The organism is Marinobacter salexigens (assembly GCF_002806945.1).
In the GTDB taxonomy this organism is placed as follows: Bacteria; Pseudomonadota; Gammaproteobacteria; order Pseudomonadales; family Oleiphilaceae; genus Marinobacter; species Marinobacter salexigens.
This window is the reverse complement of record NZ_NIHC01000001.1, coordinates 656,912-683,177: the sequence shown is the minus strand read 5'-3', so window position 1 is coordinate 683,177 and position 26,266 is coordinate 656,912. Positions and strand designations below refer to the sequence as shown.

The 26,266-nt window shown below is 54.1% G+C and carries 23 protein-coding genes; 12 read left to right on the top strand and 11 right to left on the bottom strand.

Annotated elements, in window-relative coordinates; translation table 11 throughout:
* Nucleotides 1–13 precede the first annotated feature (13 nt).
* Entirely contained in the window at nucleotides 14–1,042 is a 1,029-nt protein-coding gene (locus tag CDH47_RS03145; RefSeq protein WP_100638353.1) for a type I glyceraldehyde-3-phosphate dehydrogenase, read from the bottom strand.
* Nucleotides 1,042–3,042, bottom strand: coding sequence for a transketolase (gene tkt, locus CDH47_RS03140; protein WP_100638352.1), 2,001 nt, complete (start codon nucleotides 3,040–3,042; stop codon nucleotides 1,042–1,044). The genes CDH47_RS03145 and tkt overlap by 1 nt, the downstream gene beginning before the upstream one ends.
* Nucleotides 3,043–3,298: 256 nt before the next feature.
* Between tkt and CDH47_RS03135 the strand changes: the two genes are divergently transcribed.
* The 7 genes from CDH47_RS03135 (at nucleotide 3,299) to CDH47_RS03105 (ending at nucleotide 10,640) form a co-directional block, all read left to right on the top strand.
* Nucleotides 3,299–4,303: a metalloregulator ArsR/SmtB family transcription factor gene (locus CDH47_RS03135; RefSeq protein WP_100638351.1), complete on the top strand. Its 1,005-nt coding sequence runs from the start codon at nucleotides 3,299–3,301 to the stop codon at nucleotides 4,301–4,303.
* Nucleotides 4,304–4,480: 177 nt separating this feature from the next.
* Nucleotides 4,481–5,671 (top strand): methionine adenosyltransferase, encoded by a 1,191-nt coding sequence (gene metK, locus CDH47_RS03130; RefSeq protein WP_100638350.1) that lies wholly within the window; start codon nucleotides 4,481–4,483, stop codon nucleotides 5,669–5,671.
* Between the two features lie 215 nt (nucleotides 5,672–5,886).
* The gene (gene ahcY, locus CDH47_RS03125) at nucleotides 5,887–7,260 is read left to right on the top strand and encodes an adenosylhomocysteinase (RefSeq protein WP_100638349.1); all 1,374 of its coding nucleotides are present in this window, start codon (nucleotides 5,887–5,889) and stop codon (nucleotides 7,258–7,260) included.
* A 12-nt stretch (nucleotides 7,261–7,272) separates the two neighbouring features.
* Entirely contained in the window at nucleotides 7,273–8,142 is an 870-nt protein-coding gene (gene metF / locus CDH47_RS03120; RefSeq protein ID WP_100638348.1) for a methylenetetrahydrofolate reductase [NAD(P)H], read from the top strand.
* Nucleotides 8,143–8,359: 217 nt separating this feature from the next.
* Nucleotides 8,360–9,118 carry a transporter substrate-binding domain-containing protein gene (locus tag CDH47_RS03115; protein WP_100638347.1) on the top strand — a complete coding sequence of 253 codons (759 nt, stop codon included), beginning with the start codon at nucleotides 8,360–8,362 and terminating at the stop codon, nucleotides 9,116–9,118.
* Nucleotides 9,119–9,208: 90 nt separating this feature from the next.
* On the top strand, nucleotides 9,209–9,880 hold the full coding sequence (locus tag CDH47_RS03110; protein WP_100638346.1) for an amino acid ABC transporter permease: 672 nt from the start codon (nucleotides 9,209–9,211) through the stop codon (nucleotides 9,878–9,880).
* Nucleotides 9,881–9,893: 13 nt separating this feature from the next.
* Nucleotides 9,894–10,640: an amino acid ABC transporter ATP-binding protein gene (locus tag CDH47_RS03105; protein WP_100638345.1), complete on the top strand. Its 747-nt coding sequence runs from the start codon at nucleotides 9,894–9,896 to the stop codon at nucleotides 10,638–10,640.
* A 43-nt stretch (nucleotides 10,641–10,683) separates the two neighbouring features.
* Here the strand turns inward: CDH47_RS03105 and CDH47_RS17515 are convergent, their stop codons facing one another.
* The 3 genes from CDH47_RS17515 to CDH47_RS03085 form a co-directional block, all read right to left on the bottom strand.
* On the bottom strand, nucleotides 10,684–10,860 hold the full coding sequence (locus tag CDH47_RS17515; RefSeq protein ID WP_161494473.1) for a hypothetical protein: 177 nt from the start codon (nucleotides 10,858–10,860) through the stop codon (nucleotides 10,684–10,686).
* A gap of 711 nt (nucleotides 10,861–11,571) precedes the next feature.
* Nucleotides 11,572–12,798, bottom strand: coding sequence for a type VI secretion system PAAR protein (locus CDH47_RS17660; RefSeq protein WP_239985555.1), 1,227 nt, complete (start codon nucleotides 12,796–12,798; stop codon nucleotides 11,572–11,574).
* A 38-nt stretch (nucleotides 12,799–12,836) separates the two neighbouring features.
* Nucleotides 12,837–13,325: a DUF2505 domain-containing protein gene (locus tag CDH47_RS03085; protein WP_100638343.1), complete on the bottom strand. Its 489-nt coding sequence runs from the start codon at nucleotides 13,323–13,325 to the stop codon at nucleotides 12,837–12,839.
* Nucleotides 13,326–13,510: 185 nt separating this feature from the next.
* Here CDH47_RS03085 and CDH47_RS03080 point away from each other — a divergent pair, with 185 nt between their 5' ends.
* The 4 genes from CDH47_RS03080 (at nucleotide 13,511) to CDH47_RS03065 (ending at nucleotide 18,095) form a co-directional block, all read left to right on the top strand.
* Nucleotides 13,511–14,860 (top strand): adenosylmethionine--8-amino-7-oxononanoate transaminase, encoded by a 1,350-nt coding sequence (locus CDH47_RS03080; RefSeq protein ID WP_100638342.1) that lies wholly within the window; start codon nucleotides 13,511–13,513, stop codon nucleotides 14,858–14,860.
* Between the two features lie 15 nt (nucleotides 14,861–14,875).
* A complete protein-coding gene (locus tag CDH47_RS03075) occupies nucleotides 14,876–15,610 on the top strand; it encodes a 16S rRNA (uracil(1498)-N(3))-methyltransferase (RefSeq protein ID WP_100638341.1) in 735 nt (244 codons plus the stop codon).
* Nucleotides 15,611–15,715: 105 nt separating this feature from the next.
* Nucleotides 15,716–16,945: a DUF445 domain-containing protein gene (locus CDH47_RS03070; RefSeq protein WP_100638340.1), complete on the top strand. Its 1,230-nt coding sequence runs from the start codon at nucleotides 15,716–15,718 to the stop codon at nucleotides 16,943–16,945.
* A gap of 109 nt (nucleotides 16,946–17,054) precedes the next feature.
* Entirely contained in the window at nucleotides 17,055–18,095 is a 1,041-nt protein-coding gene (locus CDH47_RS03065) for an HDOD domain-containing protein (protein WP_100638339.1), read from the top strand.
* Here CDH47_RS03065 and CDH47_RS03060 read toward each other — a convergent pair.
* Nucleotides 18,073–19,407: a YihY/virulence factor BrkB family protein gene (locus tag CDH47_RS03060; RefSeq protein ID WP_100638338.1), complete on the bottom strand. Its 1,335-nt coding sequence runs from the start codon at nucleotides 19,405–19,407 to the stop codon at nucleotides 18,073–18,075. The genes CDH47_RS03065 and CDH47_RS03060 overlap by 23 nt on opposite strands.
* 206 nt (nucleotides 19,408–19,613) lie before the next feature.
* Between CDH47_RS03060 and CDH47_RS03055 the strand changes: the two genes are divergently transcribed.
* Nucleotides 19,614–20,867, top strand: coding sequence for an OmpP1/FadL family transporter (locus CDH47_RS03055; protein ID WP_100638337.1), 1,254 nt, complete (start codon nucleotides 19,614–19,616; stop codon nucleotides 20,865–20,867).
* Between the two features lie 83 nt (nucleotides 20,868–20,950).
* Here the strand turns inward: CDH47_RS03055 and CDH47_RS03050 are convergent, their stop codons facing one another.
* The 5 genes from CDH47_RS03050 to CDH47_RS03030 are packed head-to-tail and all read right to left on the bottom strand — an operon-like array spanning nucleotide 20,951 to nucleotide 26,195.
* Nucleotides 20,951–22,213 carry a CsgG/HfaB family protein gene (locus tag CDH47_RS03050; RefSeq protein WP_100638336.1) on the bottom strand — a complete coding sequence of 421 codons (1,263 nt, stop codon included), beginning with the start codon at nucleotides 22,211–22,213 and terminating at the stop codon, nucleotides 20,951–20,953.
* Nucleotides 22,213–23,604, bottom strand: a complete 1,392-nt coding sequence (locus CDH47_RS03045; protein WP_153045455.1) for a DUF6844 domain-containing protein — start codon at nucleotides 23,602–23,604, stop codon at nucleotides 22,213–22,215. The genes CDH47_RS03050 and CDH47_RS03045 overlap by 1 nt, the downstream gene beginning before the upstream one ends.
* 39 nt (nucleotides 23,605–23,643) lie before the next feature.
* Nucleotides 23,644–24,246 carry a penicillin-binding protein activator LpoB gene (gene lpoB / locus CDH47_RS03040; protein WP_100638334.1) on the bottom strand — a complete coding sequence of 201 codons (603 nt, stop codon included), beginning with the start codon at nucleotides 24,244–24,246 and terminating at the stop codon, nucleotides 23,644–23,646.
* 12 nt (nucleotides 24,247–24,258) lie between these two features.
* Nucleotides 24,259–24,651, bottom strand: a complete 393-nt coding sequence (locus CDH47_RS03035; protein WP_100638333.1) for a YcfL family putative periplasmic lipoprotein — start codon at nucleotides 24,649–24,651, stop codon at nucleotides 24,259–24,261.
* Nucleotides 24,652–24,686: 35 nt separating this feature from the next.
* Nucleotides 24,687–26,195: a COG3014 family protein gene (locus CDH47_RS03030; protein WP_239985554.1), complete on the bottom strand. Its 1,509-nt coding sequence runs from the start codon at nucleotides 26,193–26,195 to the stop codon at nucleotides 24,687–24,689.
* Nucleotides 26,196–26,266 lie beyond the last annotated feature (71 nt).

Genomic DNA, 26,266 nt, shown 5'->3' with positions numbered 1-26,266 from the left:
GTTGGCAAAGAGTTTAAAGCCGGGACAGCCAGCTTTGGCTTACATCCAGCATGCGGCTGGCAAATCCCCATTCGTTATCAAACCAGCATAACACTTTCACCATGGTGCCCCGGGTTACGCGGGTTTGGCCGCCATCTACTACGCCGGAGTGGGAATCATGGTTGAAATCGGAGCTGGCCAGCAGTTCGTCGGTGTAGCCGAGTATGCCTTTTAGCGGGCCATCGGCTGCCTCTTTCAATACGGCGTTTACCGATGGCACGTCAGTGGCTTCCCGCACGTTGAACACCATGTCGATGGCAGACACGTTCATGGTGGGCACGCGCAAGGCCACTGAGCTGAAGCGGCCTTCCATGTGTGGAAGCAGGCGTTCAACGCCCCGCGCCAGCCCGGTATCTACCGGCACCATGTTGTGCAACGCACTGCGGGTAAGCCGCAAATCCTGCTGGTGATAGGCATCAATCACCGGCTGGTCGTTCATGGCGGCATGAATAGTAGTGGTACTGCCCTGCTCCACGCCAAAGGCTTTATCCAATACGGTAATCACCGGTACCAGACAGTTGGTGGTGCAGGACCCTGCTGCCACTATGCGGTCGTCTCCGGTGATTTCTGTTTCATTTATCCCAAACACTACGGTGCGGTCGACGTCTGATTCTGCCGGTTGGGAGAATAGCAGTCGCTTGGCACCTGCCTGTAGGTGCAGCTCCGCGGTGGCTCTGTCTGAGTAAGAACCAGAGCACTCCAGCACCAGATCGACATCCAGCTCTTTCCACGGTAGTTCTGCCGGATCTGCATGGCGCAGTATGCGGATAGGATCACCGTTCATGATCAAATCCTGATCCTGCACTGCAAGACTTCCGGTAAACCGGCCGTGGGTGGAATCGTAGCGGGTCAGATGTGCAATGGTGTCGATATCAGAAAGCTCGTTAATCGCGACCACCTGCAGGTGATCGCGAAAACCGTTTTCGTACAGAGCACGCAACACGCACTGGCCAATACGGCCATACCCGTTGATCGCAATACGAAAGGGCGTGGAGTCTGTCATCAGGCGTCCAGCAGTTCCGAAGCCACTTCCAGAATGTTGTCCACGGTAAAGCCGAACTCCTTGAACAGCTCGCCGGCAGGTGCCGACTCACCGAAGGTGGTCATGCCCACAATGCGACCGTCCAGGCCAACGTACTTGTACCAGTAATCTGCAATCGCCGCTTCGATAGCAATGCGGTTGGTGACTTCCAGTGGCAGTACCTGCTGCTTGTACTCGGCGCTCTGGGCATCAAATACATCGGTAGATGGCATGGAAACAACCCGTACCTTTTTGCCCTGCTCACGCAGTTTGGCTGCGGCATCTTGCGCCAGGCCAACTTCGGAACCGGTGGCGATCAGGATGAGATCCGGGGTGCCTTCGCTGTCAGACAACACATAAGCACCTTTGGCTACGTCTGCCAACTGCTGTGCATCACGAGCCTGAGCTGGCAGGTTCTGACGGGAGAAGATCAGGGCACTGGGGCCATCTTTACGCTCAAGGGCGGCTTTCCAGGCTACGGCAGATTCTACTGCATCAGCCGGGCGCCAGGTGCTCATGTTGGGCGTAGTGCGCAGGCTGGCCAGCTGTTCGATTGGCTGATGTGTGGGGCCATCTTCGCCCAGACCAATGGAATCGTGGGTGAACACATAGATGGCGCGCTGCTTCATCAGTGCTGCCATGCGTACCGCGTTGCGGCAGTATTCCATGAAGATCAGGAAGGTGGCGCCGTAGGGCACGAAGCCGCCGTGCAGGGCAACACCGTTCATGATGGCTGCCATGCCGAATTCACGAACGCCGTAATAAACGTAGTTGCCGCTGGCGTCTTCTTTGGTCAGGCCTTTGGTGCCGCTCCAGATAGTGAGGTTGGAGCCGGCCAGGTCGGCAGAGCCGCCAAGCAGTTCTGGCAGCATCGGGCCATAAGCATTCAGAACGTTCTGGGAAGCCTTTCGGCTGGCGATGGTTTCGCTCTTGTCCTGACATTCCTGAATATACGCCTGGGCTTTCTCAGAGAAGTCGGCAGGCAAGTCACCGGCCATACGGCGCTTCAGCTCGGCAGCCAGTTCTGGCTCGGCTTTTTCATAGGCGGCGAAAGCTTCATTCCAGTCGCTTTCTGCCTTGGCGCCTTTTTCTTTGGCGTCCCAGGAATTATAGATGTCAGCCGGAACTTCAAACGGGCCGTGCTCCCAACCCAGTGCCTTGCGGGTCAATGCGATTTCATCTTCGCCCAACGGTGCGCCGTGGGAGGATTCGCTGCCCTGCTTGTTGGGGGAACCAAAACCGATAACGGTTTTGCAGCAAATCAGCGTTGGCCTGCGGGTGTTGCTGCGAGCAACTTCCAGCGCAGAGCTGATGGAATCTGCGTCGTGGCCGTCAACACCGGCAAGCACATCCCATCCATAGGCAGCAAAGCGCTGCGGGGTGTTGTCGGTGAACCAACCATCGACCTTGCCATCAATGGAAATACCGTTGTCATCATAGAAGCAGATCAGCTTACCCAGCCCCAGGGTGCCTGCCAACGATGCCACTTCGTGGGAAATCCCTTCCATAAGGCAACCATCGCCGAGGAAGGCGTAGGTGTAGTGATCAACAACATCATGGCCAGGACGGTTGAACTGTGCCGCCAGAGTTTTCTCTGCCAGCGCAAAACCTACAGCGTTAGCCAGACCCTGTCCCAGTGGGCCGGTGGTGGTCTCTACGCCCGGGGTGTAACCGTATTCCGGGTGGCCCGGTGTTTTGGAGTGCAGTTGCCGGAAGTTCTTGATGTCGTCAATGGAAACATCGTACCCGCTCAGGTGCAGCAGCGAGTACTGCAGCATGGACCCATGACCATTGGAAAGCACAAAGCGATCGCGGTTGGCCCACTCAGGGTTGGCCGGGTTGTGGTTCAGGTAATCGTTCCACAGCACCTCGGCGATATCCGCCATACCCATGGGCGCACCCGGGTGGCCGGATTTGGCTTTCTGAACCGCATCCATGCTCAGCGCGCGAACGGCGTTGGCGAGATCTTTACGAGAGGGCATTTACGTTTCTCCAATGTTTTCAAGGAAGTAGGCAAGGTTCCAGCACTTTTGCACAGGGCAATAAAAGACTGCTTAGAAATAAAGCGCGTATTTTCGCCGATTAGGGTGGGCGGGGGCAAATCGACGTACCTCTTATAGGTGAATTCCCTGCAAGGGATTGTCGAAAGAGACTGATTTCAAAGAATGATAAATCTATATCAAAAAACTTTGATATTGCTATTGATTGAACACCCCAACCCACTTACACTCCGCAACCATGACAAGTTTAAGCACCCACACTAACCCAATCTCCTCTGTGGACGTACTTGCTCCTATCTTCAAGGCAAGTGGCGACCCATTGCGCCTGGAAGTACTGCGAGTACTGCGCAGGGATACGTTCGGCGTGCTGGAACTAAGTCAACTATTTGATATGCGCCAGTCGGGCATGAGCCATCATCTGAAAGTGATGCACAAGGCCGGGCTGGTAGAGCCACAGCGCGAAGGCAACGCGATTTTTTACCGCCGCCCGCTGCATCTGGACAACGACAAGCCAACAGACCTGACCATTCGCCAGATCTTTGAAGCAGTGGATCGCGCACCTTTGCCCGCGCACCTGCAGGAGAAGATTGAATCCATTCGTGATCAGCGCGCAGATCAGTCCCAGGCGTTTTTCTCCCGACATTCGGAGCAATTCCGGGAGCAGCAGGAACTCATTGCCGCATTCGACCTGTATGCCGCACCAGTTGCGGACATGATCCGCAAGCGGACGAAGAAAAAACAGTGGCATACAGCCCTGGAAATCGGCCCCGGCGAAGGCGGTTTTTTGCCGGTGTTATCGGAACTTTGCGACCACGTTGTCGCATTGGACAACAGCCGGGACATGCTCGCCAAAGCAACGCGCACCTGCATTGATGAGCGCCTGAATAACATTGATTTGATTGAAGGTGTAACCGACAACCTGCTGGCCCGAGGGGATGCGTTTGATCTTGTAGTCGCCAACATGGTGCTACACCACGTACCCAGCCCGGCAGACATTTTTCTGGATGCGGCCGCACTGATGAATAACGGCGGTTGTTTAATGATTAGCGACCTGTGCCGGCACGACCAGACTTGGGCAAAAGAAAACTGCGGTGACCTATGGCTTGGATTTGAGCCAGAGGAGCTCACCGCCTGGGCAGCAGCAGCGGGCTTGAAGGCTGGAGAACAGCTGTTTATCGGCTTACGTAATGGCTTTCAGATTCAGGTTAGAGAGTTCTGGAAAACCCAATTACCGCTGCGATAGCTCCTATAGGCATCAAACCTTGAGATTCCGCCTTCTGGCGTGGAATATCAAAAAACTTTGATATTGACGTAAGTAGTAACACCTACAGGCGTCGAACCAGAAAAATAACTCAGCCGGTACCTGCAGTATCGCTCAGCCACCGGCAAGATTTCGAAACGCTCACAAAGGAGCAACGCTATGTCTGACTACAACATCTTCACCTCCGAATCGGTCTCCGAAGGCCACCCGGATAAACTCGCCGACCAAATCTCTGATGCGGTTCTGGATTCCATTCTGGTAGAGGATCCCCACGCCCGCGTTGCTTGCGAGACCATGGTGAAAACCGGCGTAGCCATCGTAGGTGGTGAAATCACCACCAGCGCGTGGGTTGATCTGGAAGACCTGGTTCGCGGCGTGATCAAAGACATCGGCTACACCTCCTCAGATGTAGGCTTCGACGGCGACACCTGCGGCGTGATCAACATCATCGGCAAACAGTCGGTCGATATCGCCCAAGGCGTTGACCGCCAAAAGCCGGAAGATCAAGGCGCTGGCGACCAGGGCCTGATGTTCGGCTACGCCAGCAACGAAACCGACGTGCTGATGCCTGCTCCCATCACCTTCTCGCACCGTCTGGTTCACCGCCAGGCCGAAGCCCGCAAAAGCGGCCTGCTTCCATGGCTGCGGCCGGACGCAAAAAGCCAGGTAACCTGCCGCTACGAAAACGGCAAAGTGGTTGGCATTGACGCCATTGTGCTGTCTACTCAGCATGACCCGGACGTTAGCCAGGAAGACCTGAAAGAAGCAGTGATGGAACTGATCGTCAAACACACGCTGCCCGCTGAGCTGTTGCACAAAGACACCCAGTTCCACATCAACCCGACCGGCAAATTCGTCATAGGAGGCCCCGTAGGCGACTGCGGCCTGACCGGCCGTAAAATCATCGTAGACACCTACGGTGGCATGGCTCGCCACGGCGGCGGTGCCTTCTCGGGCAAAGACCCCTCAAAGGTTGACCGCTCTGCTGCCTACGCTGGCCGCTATGTTGCCAAAAACATTGTTGCCGCCGGCCTGGCCGAGAAATGCGAGATCCAGGTGTCCTACGCCATCGGTGTAGCACAGCCTACCTCCATTTCCTTGAACACCTTTGGCACTGGCAAACTCAGCGATGACAAAATCATCGACCTGGTACGCGCGCACTTCGACCTGCGCCCCTATGCCATCACTAACATGCTCGACCTGCTGCACCCAATGTATCGGGAAACAGCAGCCTACGGCCACTTCGGCCGCGAGCCAGAAGAAGTAACCGTTGCCGGCAAGACCTTCACCACCTTCCCGTGGGAAAAGACGGATCGTGCAGCCGCGCTTAAAGACGCTGCAGGTATCTAAACAAATTTCAGCCGCATGAAAGACCTCATGCGCCAATAGTCAGAACAAGGGGGTGGGGTAAAGCTTCCGTGGAATGTCGTAGGCCAAGGACGGCCGGAGACAAGCGCACATGGATGTGCTCGTAGCGGTTCCACGGAAGCTTTGCCCCATCCCCGCAGACTCCCAATTTAGCGGCCAGAATCAATGGCCAAAACAGAACTAACCGGAGAACACCAATGAGCAACTTCAACGACTACAAAGTCCGCGATATCAACCTGGCCGATTGGGGCCGCAAAGAAATCAAAATTGCCGAAGGCGAAATGCCCGCCCTGATGGCACTTCGCGAGAAATACAAAGCAGAGCAGCCGCTGGAAGGCGCCAACATCATGGGCTGCATCCACATGACCATCCAGACCGCCGTGCTGATCGAAACACTGATCGAACTCGGCGCGAACGTACGCTGGTCATCCTGCAACATCTTTTCCACACAGGATCAGGCGGCTGCTGCCATCGCCGCCCAGAATATTCCGGTATTTGCCTGGAAAGGCGAAACCGACGAAGAATACGAGTGGTGCCTTGAGCGCACAATCGGTGCAGACGTAGATGGCTGGGAACCCAACATGATCCTGGATGATGGCGGCGACCTGACTGCCCTGCTCCACGAAAAATTCCCTGAAGTACTGGCCAACTGCCACGGTGTGACCGAAGAAACTACCACTGGCGTACACCGCCTGCAGGAAATGCTGCGCGACGGCACTCTGAAAGTTCCCGCTATTAACGTGAACGATGCCGTTACCAAGTCCAAGAACGACAACAAATACGGCTGCCGTCACAGCCTGAACGACGCGATCAAACGCGGCACCGACCACCTGATGTCTGGTAAAAAAGCCCTGGTTATTGGTTACGGCGACGTGGGCAAAGGCTCTGCTGCCTCCCTACGCCAGGAAGGCATGATCGTTAAGGTAACCGAAGCGGATCCCATCTGTGCCATGCAGGCCTGCATGGACGGTTTTGAAGTTGTTTCCCCATACATCAATGGCATTAACACCGGCACCGAAGCGGGCATCGACAGGGCCCTGCTGCAAAACACCGACATTCTGGTAACCACCACCGGCAACATGAACGTGTGCGATGCGCACATGCTCAAGGCTCTGAAGTCCGGCGCGGTTGTGTGCAACATCGGCCACTTCGATAACGAAATCGATACTGCCTTCATGCGCAAGAACTGGGAGTGGGACGAAGTTAAGCCTCAGGTTCACGTGATCTACCGCGACAAGGCTGCAAACGACCACCTGATCCTGCTCTCCGAAGGCCGCCTGGTAAACCTGGGTAACGCAACGGGTCACCCGTCACGCATCATGGACGGCTCTTTCGCCAACCAGGTTCTGGCGCAAATGTACCTGTTCGAGCGCAAGTTCGCCGATCTGCCGGAAGAAGCCCGCGCCAAAGGCATCTATGTTCAGGTTCTGCCCAAGAAGCTCGACGAAGAAGTGGCCCTCGCCATGGTTGAAGGTTTTGGTGGTGTAATCACCAAGATGACTCCAGAGCAAGCACAATATATTGGTGTACCGGTCGAAGGCCCGTACAAGCCAGAAAGCTACAAATACTGATCGGGTAACAAGATGCAATCCCAGAAGCAATTCAAACGCCGCTTCAGCTTTGAGTTTTTCCCGCCCAAGACCGACTTGGGCAAGGAAAAACTCCAGGTTGTGCGCAACCAGCTTGCCGAGGTGAACCCGGATTTTTTCTCGGTCACCTTCGGCGCGGGCGGTTCCACCCGGGACCGCACCATTGAAACCGTGCTCAACCTCCACAAGCAGGGCATTTCCACAGCGCCACATCTCTCCTGCGTCGGTGGTACGCGGGCAGAGATTGCGGAACTGCTGGATGTGTATAAAGAGAACGGCATCAACCGGATTGTCGCCCTTCGCGGTGACATGCCTTCCGGCATGGGTGCATCCGGCGAGATGCGCTATGCCAACGAACTGGTTGAGTTTATCCGCGAGCACAGTGGCGATCACTTCAACCTGGAAGTCGCGGCCTATCCGGAGTTTCATCCGCAGGCCCGTAACGCTGAAGAAGATCTGAAAAACTTCGCCCGTAAGGTGGAGGCTGGTGCCAACAGTGCCATAACCCAGTACTTCTTCAACCCGGACAGTTACTTTTATTTCATCGATCGACTTGAGCAGCTAGGGGTCACCATTCCGGTGGTGCCTGGCATTATGCCCATCGTGAACTTCTCTAGCCTGGTGCGTTTCTCTGACATGTGCGGTGCGGAAATACCTCGCTGGATTCGGAAGCAGTTAGAAGCTTACGGTGACGACAAAGAAAGCATTCTCAAATTCGGTGAGGAAGTGGTTACCGGAATGTGTGAGAAGTTACTGAAAGCTGGCGCACCGGGGTTGCACTTTTATACTCTGAACCAGGCTGAGCCAAGTATCAGCATCTGGAAAAACCTGGGTATCGGTGAGCGGGAAAGAATCTCTTTCTGAGGTTTCCCGCTCACCTTTGGCCCCACCCCTCTCCCGCTCGCGGAGAGGGTGTTTTCCTCTCCAAGCATTTGATTTTCGGCGCTCACCTGAGTCATAGTCTAAAGTGTACGTGATGCAGTTCCACTAATGCTCCCCTGGGGTCACGGTCATCAACAGTGAACCACCCGGCCTGCCTTATCGGGCAAATGGAGCCTCAATAAGAAAGAAAGGAGAAAGCATGAGCACGAAATGGCTGAAAACACTGGGTGCAGGCCTGGCTCTTACCATCGCTGCCAGCAGCGTAAGCGCTGAAACCCTGCGGGTGGTTACCGACCCCAGCTTTGTTCCCTTTGAAATGATGGACCAGGAAACCGGTGAAATGATCGGGTTTGACATGGAAATCATTGCCGAAGTCGCTGAGCGCGCTGGCTTTGATTACAAGCTCAACACCATGGATTTCAACGGCATTATTCCTGCCCTGCAAACGGGTAACGTGGATATCGCCATTGCCGGCATTACCATTACTGAAGAACGGGAAAAAATCGTTGATTTCTCCGACCCGTATTACGATTCTGGCCTGAGAATCCTGATTCGCCAGAACAACAACGACGTAACAGAAATCTCTGACCTTGAAGGCCTGAAAGTTGGCTCCAAGATTGGCAGCACCAGTTACGATTTCCTGAAGAAAAACCTGGATAAAAACGATGGCGTCACGCCCTATCCAGGCAGCTCGGACATGTACATGGCATTGATGTCGGGTGCAGTAGATGCAGTATTCTACGACGCCCCGAACGTTGGCTATTTCGCCAGTACAAAAGGCAAAGGTAAGGTTAAAACCGTTGGTAAGCTCTACGAAGGCCAGCAGTATGGCATCGCGCTGAAAGACGGTAGTGAGTGGGTTGACGAGGTAAATGAAGCCCTCGCTTCAATGAAAGAAGACGGAACCTACAAAACCATTTACGAAAAATGGTTTGGTCCAATGCCGGAAGGCAAGTAAAGACCAAGGGCCCACCGGCCCTTTGTTATGTAGCGCCGGGGCTAACAGCTCCGGCGACTTCTGACCCCAACCCCTGCGGAGACGCACACTGTGGAATCCCAGTTCCAATTCGACTGGCAAGCAGCCATCAACTCTATTCCCTTCCTTATCAAGGGGATTCCCTACACTCTGATGATTTCCTTTGGCGGCCTATTGATTGGCTTTGCCTTGGGTATCATTTTTGGCTTGCTGAGCATCAACAAAAAATGGTTTCTGAAATGGCCTGCAACAGCCTATATCGAAATCTTCCGAGGCACCCCGATTCTTGTACAGGTCCTGTTTATTTTTTACGGCCTGCCAGATCTGATCGGAGGCCCTATCGACCCTCTTACCGCGGGTATCGCCGCGATTGCGCTGAACTCCGGCGCTTACATTTCTGAAGTGGTACGCGGTGGCGTTCAGTCCATCGATAAAGGCCAGTCAGAAGCCGGGCTTTCTCTGGGCTTGTCCCGCACTCAGACATTCTGGTCAATCATCTGGCCACAAGCCTTCCGGCGCATGATTCCGCCGCTTGGCAACCAGGCCATTGTAAGCATCAAGGACACATCTTTGTTCTCAGTTATTGGCGTGGGCGAACTGGTTCGTCAGGGCCAGGTTTACATTGCCAGCACCTTCACCGCCTTTGAGGTGTATTTTGTGGTCGCGGTTATGTATCTGGCCATCACCCTCTCCCTGTCCCTGATTCTCCGCCTGGTTGAAAGGCGCGGACTGGCCTCTGTCTGAAGGAACCTGACCCATGACTCAGATTGTACAAATGAAGGGCATGAACAAGTACTTCGGCAAGCTGCATGTCCTTAAAGATATCGAATTGTCCGTAGAGCAAGGCGAAGTAGTGGTGATTATCGGCGCCAGCGGCTCCGGCAAATCCACACTTATTCGCTGTGTGAACGGCCTTGAAGAGTTTGAATCTGGCCGCCTGGAAGTCGATGGCCAAGCGCTTGCTCCGAAAGGCGGCAATCAGCAAGCTCTTGCGGAAATTCGCAAAGAAGTGGGTATGGTGTTCCAGCAGTTCAACTTGTTCCCTCACCTCACGGTGAAAAAGAACATCATGCTGGCGCCCATGAAAGTGAAAAGCACCTCTCAAGTTGTTGCCAACGCCACGGCAGAGCGCCTGTTAGAACGAGTGGGCATTGGCAGCCAGGCTGACAAATACCCCAGCCAGCTTTCCGGTGGCCAGCAACAACGTGTCGCTATCGCCCGAGCATTGGCCATGGAACCACGGCTGATGCTGTTCGACGAGCCTACTTCAGCGCTGGACCCGGAAATGATCGGTGAAGTGCTCGACGTAATGCGCGAACTGGCAAAAGAAGGCATGACCATGATGGTGGTCACTCACGAAATGGGCTTCGCCCGGGAAGTAGCCGACCGGGTGATCTACATTCACGAAGGCCAGATTGTAGAGGAAGGCAAGCCAGACGATGTGTTTGATAATCCCCAGAACGAACGCACTCAGGCGTTTTTATCGAGGGTGTTGGTGCGCTAGGCCATAACAATAAAGCCCCCGATCGGGGGCTTTATTCTTTGGGTCAGACTACGGCGCTTGCCTTCTTTGTTTGTACTTTCAACAAGTGACGACGTGCAGCTTTTCCGAACGGGTGGGCGCCAGATGGGATTTCGAGATTGATCACATGAGTAATTGTGACTGCAAGTAACTGAATGGCTGCGTACAAGCCAGAAAAGTTGAGAATAGTTCTGATAATCATTTTGAAGCCTCCTTGCCTCTTTGGTTTCTACTACGGAAATCCTAATCACTGTCCATTGGCCCAAAACAGACATCACGGAAAGCAGTCTGATTGGCAGGTTCCGGCATATGGAAAACGACCACACACTCATTGCCAGAAAAACCTACTATAAAATAATGCCGGTATGCTGGCATGGGATAACGATCAAACCATGTACTCATAGATTTTTCGAATCCCCCTGTCAAACCTTAACCTTCAGCAAGTTAGTTGCGGCTACTTCGTATATCCAGTTGATGAAAAAGGCCTTTACTCCAAGACACACCGGAGGGTCCCGAGAGATACGGTATACGCAGCCGCTTTTCTGAAAGAACAGATACTGTCCATAGTCTGCTCCCAAAGAACTCGAAGGAAAGGGCTCCCCCTTCCTCAAGGATCAGGTTTCGAAAATTGCCAGTCGTGTACGCGGCAGCTAGCATCACACTGTCCCGGTGTAAGAGATCACTATCCAGCAAATGAATATGCAACGAATCCTCATATGGAATACCAGCCGTAAGGAAGACAATGTAATGCTCACCTTGTTGAACGCATGCCTCCAGTACCGCGCCTTCAACCGGCTCTCCGGTTATGCCAGCCCCAATTTTAACAAGGCTTGTTGCCAAGCGGGTCTCCGTAGCTTTACTGGCTAGAATAAGCTCAACGTCCTCGCGGAGTAACTGCCTCACAATAACCCCCTCACCAGAAAACGCTTACGCCAAAAGCAGCCAACCCGCCGCCAACAAAAGCTCCGACACCTACGCAAATCGGCGCACCAGGGCCGCAGGCGAGTCCAGCAATTGCACCTCCTGCAATGCCTCCACCTACACCCGCGCTGGTAATCGCGGCCTCTTCTGCAGCGGCCTCCACCCGATCATCCGCGACAGCGATTCTGTAGACCGAAAGTCCCAGAGACAAAATGATAAGTCCTTTTCCTGCATGAGAAAGTCGCTTCATGGTCGCCGATACTTTCGGATTCGACTTCCCTGCCGATTCAACTATCGCCCCATAAACTGCCTGCTTCTGCGATGAGTCCAAAAACGGGAAGCTGGCATTCGAGCCAAAGAGCTGTCTTGTCTTTCGACCAACCAGCTCATTCAGTGTTTTTCCTTCGCTTTTAATCTGCTGAGCAAGGGCCCGTCCGACAGGAGTGCTACGATTCCGGATAATGTCCATGATCAGGTTTCGGGCCTCCTCTGCCTGTTCGGCAGCTTGCTTCCAGCTAATGTGCCCAGATCGAGCCTGAGCTCGAAGTTCTTCAGCCATTTCTCCGATTTGGCGTGCATACGCTTGTCGAGTTTGCCCATCGACCGTAGCGTGAGCTCCGATATTGGCAACCTCTGCTTCTAGAGCTCGAATAGCTCGCTCGAAGAGTTCGTCATCTGTCGAGGCGCCAGACTTACTGGTCGCTGCACCCTCCAGCTGTCCGCCGCGGAAACCATCGGTTTGCTCTGATGACCCTGTTACCTGCAACTTTGAGGCGAAACCTGGGACGTCCACCGCGCCTGTTTTCCTTTCCGACCACCGAGCTGACTCAGAGGACACCTGTTTCTCGCCAGAAGTACCGATTTCCATCAATGCACGATCCGGTCCTTTAAGCGCAGACGATGCTCCAGAAAAAGCCGCTGGCGTATGAGAATCACCAATAACCACCGAACCAGTGCCAATCGCCACCCCACCACAGGTAATAGCACTACCCGTCACAGCAGCAGGTATACCATTAACCAGCACAGTGCCAGAACCGGCTGCAATAGCCCGGGGGTGTGGAGGATGTTTCGGTTTGGAGTGAGGAGCTAGTGGGTCGCCTACTCGGGCGACGGGTTTGCCATCTATCAGCACATCGGGGGAGCCGGCTAGTACCGGTGTGGGAGGGAAGCCCTGGTGATCAGAGCCCAAGTCTCCGAGAAGCACTACTGGTTTGCTCATACCGCATCCTTTGCGTTGTGTTCATCCGTGATCGCGCATTATAGCAATTGCTGTATGGTTTCATACTCACGTTCGATTTTGGCGTGTGAGTCGTCTCGCAGAAATGCCGCAATTTTTTTACCCAGCAATGGCACATCACAGCGCACGCTCAGGGTTACATGATTGGTGCAAGCTTCTGCTGTGCCTTCCAGCCGCATCATGCCTTTGATTTTCGCCGGCACACCGTTCACGTGCACCCGAAACTCGCAGTGCCACTCGCCGTCACTTTTGCGAAACCAGTGTTCTTCCTGCCGGACTTCATTCCACTCACGGTGGAAGTGAGACAGAAACCCCGACACCTCACTGGAGCTTGTCATTTGTCGCTCAACAACCACCTTTGCCGTTGAATCATCCCGTTCCAGCTCAGCCACACGCACGTTACGGGCGCCCAGTATGGCATTACGCTCAAGTATATGATCCTCGCTAAAGAAGGCTCCCAGCACTTGTTCAAGGCCTGCCTGATACGGGTGGGTCAGTTGAACGTCCATAGTAATCTCACCTCTATATTTGTTTTTTTGAGATTGTCAGGGCAGATCCCATTGCACACATTGGCCAATTAATCGATGAGGTTTGGCACAGTAGTCAGTCGCCGCTGTTAACTGTATTATCCCTTTCGGTTAACAGCCGATAACTCACGATTCTTGAACTACTGCTTTAACTGGAGCCCCGCCCTATGCGTAACGCCGACCTTGTCGCCCGCGGCCTCAAATCTGTATGGCACCCCTGCACCCAGATGAAAGACCACGAAACCCTGCCACTTGTGCCTATCAAGCGTGGTGAAGGTGTTTGGCTGGAGGATTTCGAAAACAACCGGTTTATTGATGCAGTCAGTTCCTGGTGGGTTAACCTGTTCGGCCACGCTAACCCCAGAATCAACGCAGCCATCCAGAAGCAGATTGGTGAGTTGGAACACGTCATTCTTGCCGGTTTCACCCACGAACCCGTGGTTAACCTTTCAGAGCGGCTGATTGAGGTGACCCCTGAAGGCCTCAACAAATGCTTCTACGCCGACAACGGATCATCAGCCATCGAAGCTGCCCTCAAAATGAGCTTTCATTTCTGGAAGAACCAGGGCAAACCCAACAAGAAGAATTTTGTGAATTTGGCCAACAGTTATCACGGTGAAACCCTGGGAGCTTTAGCATTAGGCGACGTGGCTTTGTACAAGGACACCTATCAACCCCTGCTTATGGAGGTCATCACCGCACCTTCACCCGATGCCTACAACAAGGAAGAAGGCGAAACCGACGAGGCCTATGCTCTGCGTCAGTTTGAAGTAATGGAAAAGCTGCTTGAAGAAAAGCACGATGAAATCTGTGCCGTTGTGGTGGAGCCGCTGATCCAGTGCGCCGGTGGCATGCGCATGCATCACCCGATTTACCACACCAAGTTGCGAGAAGCCTGTGATCGCTATGGCGTGCATTTGATTGCCGATGAGATTGCCGTGGGCTTTGGCCGCACCGGCACCCTGTTTGCGTGCGAGCAATCCGGCATTACGCCAGACTTCATGTGTTTATCTAAAGGCCTTACCGCCGGCTACCTTCCCCTCTCGGTCGTGCTAACAACAGACACCGTTTATAACGCCTTTTACGATGATTACGAAACTCTGAAAGCGTTCCTGCACAGCCACAGCTACACCGGCAACCCCATCGGCTGCGCCGTGGCGCTGGCCACTCTGGACATCTTCCGGGATGATAATGTGATTGAGAACAACCGCAGACTTTCGGCTTGCATGGCTGATTCCGTAGCTCACCTGGCCGATCACCCGAATGTAGGTGATATCCGCCAGCACGGAATGACTCTGGCAATTGAAATGGTGAAAGACAGAGCCTCGAAAACACCCTTCCCCTGGCAAGAACGCCGGGGTGTTCGCGTGTATCAGCACTCTCTCACGCGCCAGGCCTTGCTTCGCCCCCTGGGTAATGTGGTTTACTTCATGCCGCCTTACGTCATTACTGAAGATCAGATACGCCATCTGGCCCAGGTTGCGACAGAAGGCATCAACATAGCCGTTAGGGACTGATCAAGGTAAACACACATGCGCATCCCCAGAATTTATACCGATTCGCCACTAAGCGAAGGCAACCATGCGGGTCTGGACGAAAACGCTGCCCAGCATGTTGGTAAGGTGTTGCGCATGCAGCCAGGGCAAGAGCTCAGACTGTTTAACGGGGATGGTCAGGATTACCCGGCGACCATTACTGAAGCAGGTAAGAAGCACGTAGAGGTATTAGTGGGCGCGCCAATTGCCAACCCTAATGAATCGCCTCTTCAAATCACCCTTGGCCAAACCTTATCCAAGGGCGATCGAATGGATTACGCCGTTCAAAAAGCAGTTGAGATGGGCGTTACCCAAATAGTGCCCCTCACAACTGAGCGCTGCGACGTAAAACTCAAAGGCGACCGGGAGGAAAAACGCCTGCGCCACTGGCAATCGGTTGCCATCAGCGCCGCAGAGCAATGCGGCCGGGCGCGCATACCCGAGATTCTTCCGGTTATGACCATTGAACAATGGCTGGAGCACAGCCGTATCTGTGAGTTGCGCTTGGTACTGCACCACCGCACTGAACAATCCCTCAGTTCCATATCCAAACCTGGCAGCCTGGCCCTGATGATCGGCCCTGAAGGTGGCCTGACGGCAGACGAAATTGCCCTTGCGGAAAAGGAAGGTTTTTTACCCGTAGCACTGGGCCCAAGGGTTCTGAGAACAGAAACAGCGCCCGTCGCTGCAATGACCCTGTGCCAGTGGTTATGGGGAGATGTTGGCGGCTAGACCACACTGCCGCCCCCAGCGAGTCTGATGAGTCATTGACAGACTCTCGCCACCCACACATGCTTCAACCCGCCGACACTAACAAAAAGCGAGTGCAACACCCGGATGACAAGCCTGCTCAACAACCCTGAATTCTGGCAATACCTCAGCATTCCCGTTATTGCCGCTCTCATTGGCTGGATTACTAATTGGCTCGCCATAAAAATGACCTTCCTCCCTCTGGAGTTTGTTGGCAAACCTCCACTTCTGGGCTGGCAGGGCATTATTCCTTCAAAGGCCAGTAAGATGGCAGCCATTGCCGTAGATGCCACCATTTCGAAAATCGGCACGGTGCGGGAGATTTTTGAGCAAATTGACCCCAAAGTACTCGCTACGCATATTGTTCATTCGGTAGAGCCTCGCATTGAAGAATATGTTGATGAAATGATGCTTCGGGAGTACCCCACGTTTTGGGAGAACCTGCCCGCCTCTGCCCGCAAGATGATTTATGACAGGGTTCGCAGGGCTACTCCACAACTGGTGGACAACCTGGTTGGCGACATCTCCAACAACATAGAAGACCTGCTCGATATCAAGACCATGACCATTGAGAAGCTCTCCGCAGACAAGAAACTGTTGAACCGGATATTTCTCGAATGTGGCGAAGCCGAGTTTCGCTTTATCGTCAATTCCGGCCTTTATTTCGGCTTTCTCTTCGGCCTGGTTCAGATGGCTGTCTGGTACTTTTACCAGGCCTGGTGGGTGCTACCTTTCTTTGGCCTGATGGTGGGATGGGCAACCAACTGGATTGCACTGAACGTTATTTTCCGGCCATTGCGAGAAAGAAAAATTGGCCCCTTGCGAATTCAGGGGTTATTCCTAAAACGGCAACCCGAAGTTTCCCAGTCCTTCTGCCATATCATCACCCATGAAATTCTCACCGTCGGCAATATCATTGGCGCCATTCTTGAAGGCCCCAAGGGAGACCGCGCACGTAACATGGTTAAAAAGCACATCAAACCGCTGGTGGACGAAACAGCGGGTATGGGCAAAGCTCTTACACAGGTGGCATTCGGCCCTACCGGCTTTGCCACCCTGAAAAACCAGGTGGGCGAAAAGGCCATCGAAATATCGAAAACATCCTTTAATGATCCGATGTTTGAGACAGACCGAGCCCGGGCTATTGAGGCGATTATGCTTGAGCGGATGATTGCGCTTTCGTCTGAGGAGTTTCAGGATTTGCTTCGCCCCTGCTTCCAGGAAGACGAAATAAAGCTGATCCTTGTAGGCGCATTTTTGGGTTTTTCTGCAGGTGTTTGCCAGCTCATCTTTGTGTTCGGTGGAGCTCTGACGTAACGACTGTTCTGGCCGCAATGCTTTATTCTGTGCAAAGGCTTCAGCAGATCTTTATACTGTATTTTGTAAGCACGTATACTTTGACGACTGATTTACCTGGAGGCAATGGATGCCAGGCTTTTTTTCCTGGATAGCAGGATTCTTCACCACAGCAAAACCATCGCCTCCTCCGGCCCCAGAGGCGCGGCTGTTCAACTCGGCATCGCCCTCTGAACCAAAGACACCAGCAGACGGCAACCAGAGCCTGATGCTGCTGCTTGAAGAAAACCTGTTCTGCTGGCTCCTGGACACAGGCCCGGCCAGGCTGCGCGGTGAGCTGTCGCACTCCGACCGTGCACTTCAGGAGCTTGAGCACCGTCTCACAAACAACAAGGTGGAAGAGCTGCCAAGACAGCCTATGACACTCCCCATGTTGATGAGAGCCCTCTCGGATGATTCAGGCGACAGGCAAAAGCTGAGTCAAATTATTCTGGGCGACCCTTCTTTAACCGATCAAATATTGCAGATTGCTAACAGCCCCTATTTCCGCACCGGTGATCACACCATCGAATCTGTTGACCAGGCTGTCTTCATCCTGGGTATCGATGGTATCCGGAACGTTGTTGCGGCGGCAGTTATGCGCCCGTTGATGACGGCCCGCAACAGCCGGGAAGCGCAGTTTGCGAAGCGAGCATGGCGCTGGGGGCTTACCTGTGCAAGGGCATCGGAGTTTATCGCCAAGTTTCATGGCGAGGACACCAGCGCATATTTCACTGTCGGCTTGCTGCCAGCACTGTCCTATATCACCATTCTTCGCGAGCTTCAGCGGATATGCCGGGCGCAACGTGGAGGCGGCGAGCCGGATGTTGCATTGATTCGCACCGCTTTGGCTCGCTACCAGTGGGTCGCATCACAGTTAATCGCCAGCGAATGGGGCTTGCCGCCAAAATATCACGCTTACCTAATGTCTGCTGAGCGCCCTGTGCCAGATCAGGAACAGACAACACTGGCAGATGGCATGGTGATAGGCAGCCGTGAGGTGTTGCGTCATGCTAACCAGCGCAACCTGCCTGAGGAAGATCTGGATAAACTCGTGCGACTCACTCCGGAGCAGACCGGCCGCGTTCGGGCGGCCCTTAAAGCAGTTCTTAGCGAGACTGCTCGGGGCTGACCGCCGTACCACCGCCGCTTTTCAGCAGGACCGCAAAGGTCGTGGAGTCATTTTCTCGCTCGCCCTTGAGCAGCTCAGGGGGGAACACCGGCGGAAGCCTGTCCACAACACGATCTTCATCGTGGCGAACGGCCTTCAGCACGTCTCCCACTGTAATAAGGTCCAGCGCACGCCCCGGAACCAACTGGTCGCCTTGGCGACCGGCAAGCGTCAACAAACCAGCGCGAATCAGCTTGTCACTTACCCCTCGCGTAACCTCTCCTGGCACCCGTAATGATTGCTCCAAAACTTCCTGTTGCGGCGCCTTGCTGCCCTCACTGAACGGCCGAGCTACCAACCACATCATGGCCAAGGCGATCTTTTCCTGAAGCTCCGGAGAAAGCTGAACATGACTGCGCTTGGCAACCGACCCCGGGTTTTGCAGGTAAAATGCCAAACTCGCCCCTAAAAGAAGAATCATCCAGTTAAGGTAAATCCATATCAGCATGATTATGCCGATCGCAAAACTGGAATAAATCGCTGCGTATTTTGCTGAACCTGCAACAAACGAGGCAAACAACATGCCACCAGCCTGCCAGGACACACCAGCAACCAAACCACCAAGAAATGCATATCGCAGTTTTACACGGGTGTTGGGCATAAACACATAGACGAATGTGAAGGCACCGACCACGAGAAAGAATGGGGTAAAGCGGCTAATTGCAAGAATCAGCGAGCCAAACGGCTCAACGGCCATCAGGGTTTGAACAATTGAGGAGGAAAAAATAGTGGCGCTCGCGCCAATAGCCGACACCATCAGCAGCGGCCCGACCATGATAACGCTTAAATAGTTACTGAACCTCTGGGCCACCGACCGCATCTCTGGCACTCGCCAGATCATATTGAAAGACCGCTCGATTTTCTGCACCAGCGAAACGACGGTGTACACCAGCAAGGCAAGACCCACAGAGCCCAGAACGCCAACCTTCATGTTGTCCACGAAGCCAAGGATGCGCTCCGCCATTTCTACGCCTTCCGGCCCCATGGGCTGAAAAAACTGGAACAGGAAAGGTTCCATACGCTGATGAACACCCAAAGCCTTTAACACCGAAAAGCTCAGAGCCAACAGCGGCACAATACTCAGCAGTGTGGTGTACACCAGGCTCATGGCATGGAGGGTTAACTGGCCACTGACGACATCCCGTATAAGCGCATATACAGAACGCCCGGCCTTGTACAACAGAGTCCAGGGCCAACTTTGCGGCGGATTCGGGTTTGCAAGAATCCATGTTTCTGCTGCCTGGAGCCGTTCTTTAAGTTGGAATGAAGCCACTTTAGTTCCTGTTGTTCCTGTTGTTCCTGTTTTATCCAGATTATCAGTTAGATATCCGCCTTCAATCAAGTATGGCTGATCAGCCGTTTTTTGCGAGGCTCACCATTAGATATAACCATATTTATATTTATCACTTCCCCTTATAACCATTTCTCTGTAAAAAGGCGGCTACCTAATATATGTCGCTAAACCAAACGGGACTACACATGCGCTTTAAACTTGCTTTAGGGGCTTTCGCTCTTGCAACCCTCCCAACAACAGCTCTGGCAACCAATGGCTACTTCAGCCATGGCTACGGCACCATTAGTGCGGGCATGGCAGGCACTGGGGCCGCTTTGTCCCAAGACAGCATGGCAGCAGCGACCAATCCGGCGGGCATGGCGTTTGTAGGCAGCAGAATAGACGGTGGGCTGGAAGTTTTCTCTCCTCGCCGCCGCTATACAGTGGAGGGTGGAGCCCCTAACACACCGCAGACCTTTTACCTGGCTCCTGGCAAGGTATCGAGCGAGAACAAAGCCTTTTTTATTCCTCACTTTGGCTATAACCGTGATCTCGGCAATGGTCACAGCCTCGGACTGTCTATATTTGCCAATGGCGGCATGAACACCGAGTACAGTGGTGATAATGGCGGCACTTATGGAGGGGGTAAAGCCGGGGTTAATCTGGAGCAGGTTTTCATTGCTCCCACCTGGTCCTGGGAGTTCTCTGAAGGGCAGGCTCTGGGTATTTCGCCACTGATCGCCTACCAGCGCTTTAAAGCCGAAGGCTTGCGCAATTTCTCGGGCTTTTCTTCCAACCCTGATGCCTTAACCAACAACGGCACTGATGATGCCTGGGGCTATGGCATTCAAATTGGCTGGCAGGGTCAGGTAAGCGAAACTCTTCGTGCAGGTGCAAGTTGGCGTACCATTCTCGATATGGAAGAGTTTGACCGATACGAAGGCCTGTTTGCAGAACAAGGTGGATTCGATATTCCACAGATGTTCAATGCAGGCGTTGCCTGGTCAGGCATTCAAGACCACTGGATTCTGCTGGATGTGCAGCACGTCCGTTACAGTGACATCAACAGTGTTGGCAATCCGATGATGCCCAACCTGATGCAAGCGCCGCTAGGTGATGATCAAGGCGCCGGCTTTGGCTGGGACGATATGACCATCGTTAAACTCGGCTGGCAGTGGCAGCAAGACAACACGCAAACCTGGCGCGCCGGTGTTAGCTACGGCAAGCAACCGATTCGCGACGAGGAAGTGCTGTTTAACATCCTCGCACCGGGCGTTCAGGAATGGCACTTCACCGGCGGCTTCACCCATCACTTCAGCGAAAGCCTGGAAGCGTCCGGTATGGCGTTCTACTCTCCACGCAAAAGCGTCCGTGGCGATAACCCAATGGGCCCTGGCCAGGAAATTGAGCTGAGCATGAGCCAGATGGGTGCATCCTTCAGCGTTGGCTGGAGGTACTGATACCCAAGCCGACCGATTGGGTAGACCAGACTTCCCCGGACACCACTGAATCAGATTTTGACTCCAGTTTCCGGGGAAGCTGATTAGCAAGGATCAATAGGCAAACAAGTGCGCTTACGGGTTCCCCGAATTGCTTCAGCCGGATCCTGACTTTCAACGTAGGAAGGCTGGCGCAATACATGCCCTTTTCCCTGAACGGCACCCTCAACAATTCGAGCGTATGCCATTTTGGGCGTGGAGCGAGTCACTTCCACAGTTGCAATTAAAGTCTCTGTGCGCCCCAGGCTTTTGCCGGTATGGCTATTTCGGACGGCATTACCGAGGGAGAAAACCTCCCAGCGCTGACCTTTCTTCATCAGTTCGCCACCCATATTAATCACCAACTCGTCACCCTGACGGGCTTCAACCAGAGGCGGCCAGACTGCATCAATAACAGCCAGGGCAACTTCCTGCCCGGCCTTGTCAAAGAGCCGCTGCATGGCTCCCGGAGATCCGTCCAGCTCAAGGCCAAGAGCGTCAGCTGACAGGTTAAGGGTATCGCTCCAAACCATCGCTCCAGTGGCAGGCACGACCACTCGCGCTTCAACTACGACTGCTCCGGTCTGTTGCCGTGTGCGTTCCCCGGTGAGCGAGGATACTTTTTCATCAACGCCCAGCGTCAAGTCCGTAACCTGAGCAACCACCAGATACTCTGCACCGAGTTCATTACCGAGCATGGCCTTCTCTGCCACTGGAATGTCCTCCCCGGCCATGCGGGCCCTTTCCAGAACCATGGCATGCTCCTTGTCTCGAGCAAGCATTGCAAAGCGGCGGGACTGAACAAGAGCTTCGCTAATGGCCTGAGTCATGCGATCAGAGACCTCTACCCTGGACAGGCGCCGCTCGGCCACCTGATAGTGTGGACGGGGTACCCAGACCGGATAAACCGCCATCCGCCAGCGGCTATCCTGGGATGATGATCCTGGCGTTTTATAAACAGGAACTTTCACTTCCAGCCGGGCAAGCTTGCCACCTCCACCCGGCGCGTCAGATACCGACAGAATCCTGTACCCGGAAATGAGACCGCTTGATGATACCTGCGTATCGCTCGACTGGGTCGCCGACATGGTCGTACTGCGTTCACGCCCCCCCTCGCTACGCTCGGTAACTCTGAGCAGAGCGCTCTGAACCTGCCGGCTGGCACTGATCTGGGCCCCACGCACCTGCCGTATTGCCTCACTCAGCGCATTGTAGACGGCCTCCTCCCGGTTAACTCCGGTGGCCTCGGCAGACACGGTCCTGATTTCGGTTGCAGCATGGGCTACAACCGGAAGCAGAAAGGCAATAACAATCTGGAGCCACTTCATTACCAGTCTCCGAACGAACCGGTGCTTCTCACCGAGCGCTCTGTACCGGCTTTACCGGCGCCATCTGCAGACGTGCTTTTTGCGGCCTTGGGGGCAGGCTTATCGATACCCTGAGCCTTGGCAGATGTGCTGGGCGACCAGTATTTTACGTAGCCCAGGTAGGGGTGGCCGGTTTCCGGATCCTGCGCATCCCACTGAGCGATGGTTTGAACTCCCCGCAGGCGCACGTTGGCCTCTGACTGCAGGATTTCATTCACCATCTTGCCCACACCAGTGGATGTCTTGATCTCCGTACGACCGTTGCCGCGGGTTTCCCGAACTTTCTGCACCAGCTTGCGCCGGATTTCCTCGTAATCCATTTTCACGGTCATGGATGCAAACTGTGCCAGCCAGGCATCGGCCATGGCATTGGCGCTTTTGCGCGAGGCCTCAAGCTCAGCGGCTACGTCGTACTTGTCCATTGTGCCACGCACCAGCTGTGGCCCCGCCATACCGAATGACACCAGACCAAACCTGCCGGAACCGTCCACCATAGGCTGAACGCCGTAGTATCCCAGCATGGGCACCTTATCTTTAACGTGAGGCATCAAACGCTTCTGAATATCATCTACCGGAATAGCTTGGCCTGGAGCCACATCACCGGTTCGCAACTGTCGCGCAAACTCATTGAAACGGTCAGACTTCACAACAACAACGGAAACTGCGCCATTTTCCGATATTGCAGAGCCGCCCACTTCCTGGATAACCCCAAAAATACCGATGCCTGAGAGTTCGCCCATAGCCCGCTTGGTTGCTTCAGCTACAAACTCGTCATAGAGCATGTTCTTGCGCTCGGCAACGCTCATTTCCGGCATTTCGGAAGTGTCGGCTCCCAACTCTTCAAGAAGAGCGTTCAGCCCCTGCACAGTCAGCTCTGCAGCCCGGCCAGCTACCGCTTTCCCGAAGGCTTCGATGCTGGTGGTGTCTTTGACATCCTCTGGCAAGTCATCCTTCATGAACTTGTCTGTCATCCGGGCACCGACCTGCACCGCGTTCTGGGAAATAAGCTCTCCCATGGCACTCAGGAAGGCTTCCTGAGTGGCCAGAATCCGGGCTTCGCTGTAGCTGATATCCCGTGGATCTGCAGCCACGTATGCGCGACCAATAACCAGCATGCCTCCACCGGGATTCTTTTCAGACTCACCTTGCACCCAACCCCTTGCATCCAGAAAATTCTGCACTTCTTCATTGCCTGAATCCACCTCAGATACCGCCATAAAGGGGGACGGCGGGGTTTTGCTGGCGTCCTGCTCGGCAGCTTCAACCTGTGCGCTGAGATCTTCCTGCGCCAGGGCGCTACCTGTCATTAGCGGTGTGGCTGAGATGGTGGCTGCAACAAGCAGTGATAACATTGTTCTGCGAAATTCCATTTATTCAAATCTCTCGATTGGTTACCAGGAAACTGAGCTGTCAGAGCCACGTTTGATGATGGGAGTCTCGCCTTCCCAGAAAGCCAGGCCGGATGCCAAATCTGTAAGTGACAGCTGGATGTAGTACTCCACCTGCTGCTCCTTACCAACCCGATGATTACGCTGCAGGATTTTTCCGGAAAGGCTCAAATCGGGAGCTTGGAGCGTACCCTTGCGCTGCACACCAGACTGGTCGAATTCTTCGGAATCACGTAGCTCACGGGCTCTCATGGACATTTCGTCTTCAGCGCCATTCAGGCCAACGGCAGTAGTGGTGACTACCTTGCCGGAGCGCAAAAGTGCCACACGGATTTTCTTGGTCAGCTGGTCAGTATCAATACGCTGCATGGTGTCGTTAGTAATTCGGCTGACCACCATGATGTAGCGCCCACCGTTGGGGTTATTAACAGCGCCGCTCGCAAGCATGTCTTCCACGGCATCGGTCGCCGCTTTTTCAAAATCCCGGTAATCCATAGTCATGGCTACAGGGCCATCGTCGGCAGCCGGGTCAATATAGCGAGTGGGTGCGGCACAGCCGGCGATGACGGTAAGGCCTACAGAGATAGCAACAGCGCGTATCAGCATTGAATGTTCCTTTTATTGGGGTTCGCGAAGATGTAACTGGTAACTGACGACCCGTGAATGGGGCGCCGTTGCCTTGAAGTAACGGGTCTGGCCGGTCAGCAAGGATGCTTTTCGGTAGCTTTCACCAACGCCCTTAACCATCATGCCGCTGGCGTCAAACCAGGTCACTTTCCAGGCCAGTTCGGCGTCTGATCTTGCTTCAACTGCAAACTGTACCTGCAGGAGGCTTTCACCATCAGGTTGAGCCAGGCGTTCTTGAAAGAGTTCGGTCACACCCATGGTGTAAACAACCTCCGGATCTACTTTCAACTCAGGCCTGTCGATCAGGGAGCTACTGGTTTCGGGCTGGGAAGCACAGCCCACCAGGCTGAGCACCAGCATGCTGGCAAACACTATCCTTTTCATAATCTACATCCTGTGATTTTGATGCGTTGTACTTGTTACTGAATACCGGACACCTGAGCTGATTCTGCGATCTCAGGCAGGCGCGCCACTACGGCCTCGCCACCGCCCTGCAGATCCATAGTGATGACCGTTGCCGGGGCGAGCATTGTCGGGCGCTTAACATACACCAGAGTAAAAGGTTGTTGTGGTATTTCCACATTACCAAGCACGCCACCCTGGTTATCCAGCAGAGTCAGGTTACCACTCTCTGGCCGGTCAATTCGGGCCGCCTGCCAGTGATCCGGCATTGCCTGCCACCCACGCAAGTCTGCCTGGGTGGTAGCAATCGTGAGCGCTGCTGCGCCCAATTGCCCAAGGGCTCCAAACTGCTCCGCTGCCTCATTCTGTATCACTGCTTTGATAACCGCTGAAGTTACCGCTCTGGTAAGCACACCGGCAAAGCGCTCTTTCATTTCGGTACGGATAACTGTGCCCATATCCGAGATCCGCTCCGTTTGCACAGTCTCAGCGTTATCGCCCATTACCCCCAAGGTTCCCGGGACCATCGGTCGGTCAGCGTATCTCGGCAATGCAATGCCAATGTAAGCCGGAGCTTGCTGGTTACCATGAAAGAGCAGCAAGGGCACATCAAAGCGCTCTTCCTGCAGAACCGGACCCAATCCGTTTTCATAAACAATCCAGACTTGCGGAGGCAATTCGGTCAAGCTTTGCTTGCCAGATGCAAGGTTCGTTGCCAGGTCTGAATCGGCTTTCAATATGGCGCTATCGGGGCTCATCTGCGCAACCCGCTTGAGCGACGTGGCCGCACGCTCATAATCTCCACCACTCGTGGCATTCGCAAGGAAGTATATGCCGTGGAGGTAAGTGCTCGAAGGAACTATAAACTCGGGAAAAACAGACCAGCTGGAGGCGGGACCATAGTGGTTCTCAATCGCTGCCTGAAACTCTTTGTTCTGAAGGCTGTTTCGTACCATAGAGGCGTTGTTTTCTCCCTCTCGCGCTTTTTCCTCAAGCGCAGCCTGCTGTTCAGCAATTTCCTCACGGAAGTAATCAACCGCACGGCGGGTACGGTCATTGGCCCGGTTGAATTCAATGCGAGCGTACTCATTATTACCGGCCGCCAGGAATGCTAGCGCTTTGTAGGTGTTAACCAGGACAGCCTCAGCCATCAGTGCTTCATAATCCCGCTGGGAGTCGTTCACCATCACCGCCATAAAGTTCTCGGCAGCTGTCTCAAGCATCCCCTCGGTGTCGAGGTACTTCATGCCCACTTCTGCAAGATCGTACGCCCTTACCGACTCTTCGTTACGTCCTGTGAGCCGGTACACCTCGCCCTGATGCAGGAGCTCCAGAAGTCGCCCCTCAGAATCTACGGTCTCATCATCTTCGGAACCGAAACTCACCGTTTTCAAAGCAGCGTCGTAATCGCCCGAGGAATAAGCCGTATTGAACGAAGCCATCTGATTACGATGCTGATATGACGAACACCCGGAAACCATTGCCGCAACGCCTAACACCAGCACCAAATACTTGATTGCCGTCACACATCCTCTCCCTGAAGCTGCTGGCTGTTTTATCTCAGTGAGAGGCAAAAGCCCATAACACTGATGTCAGC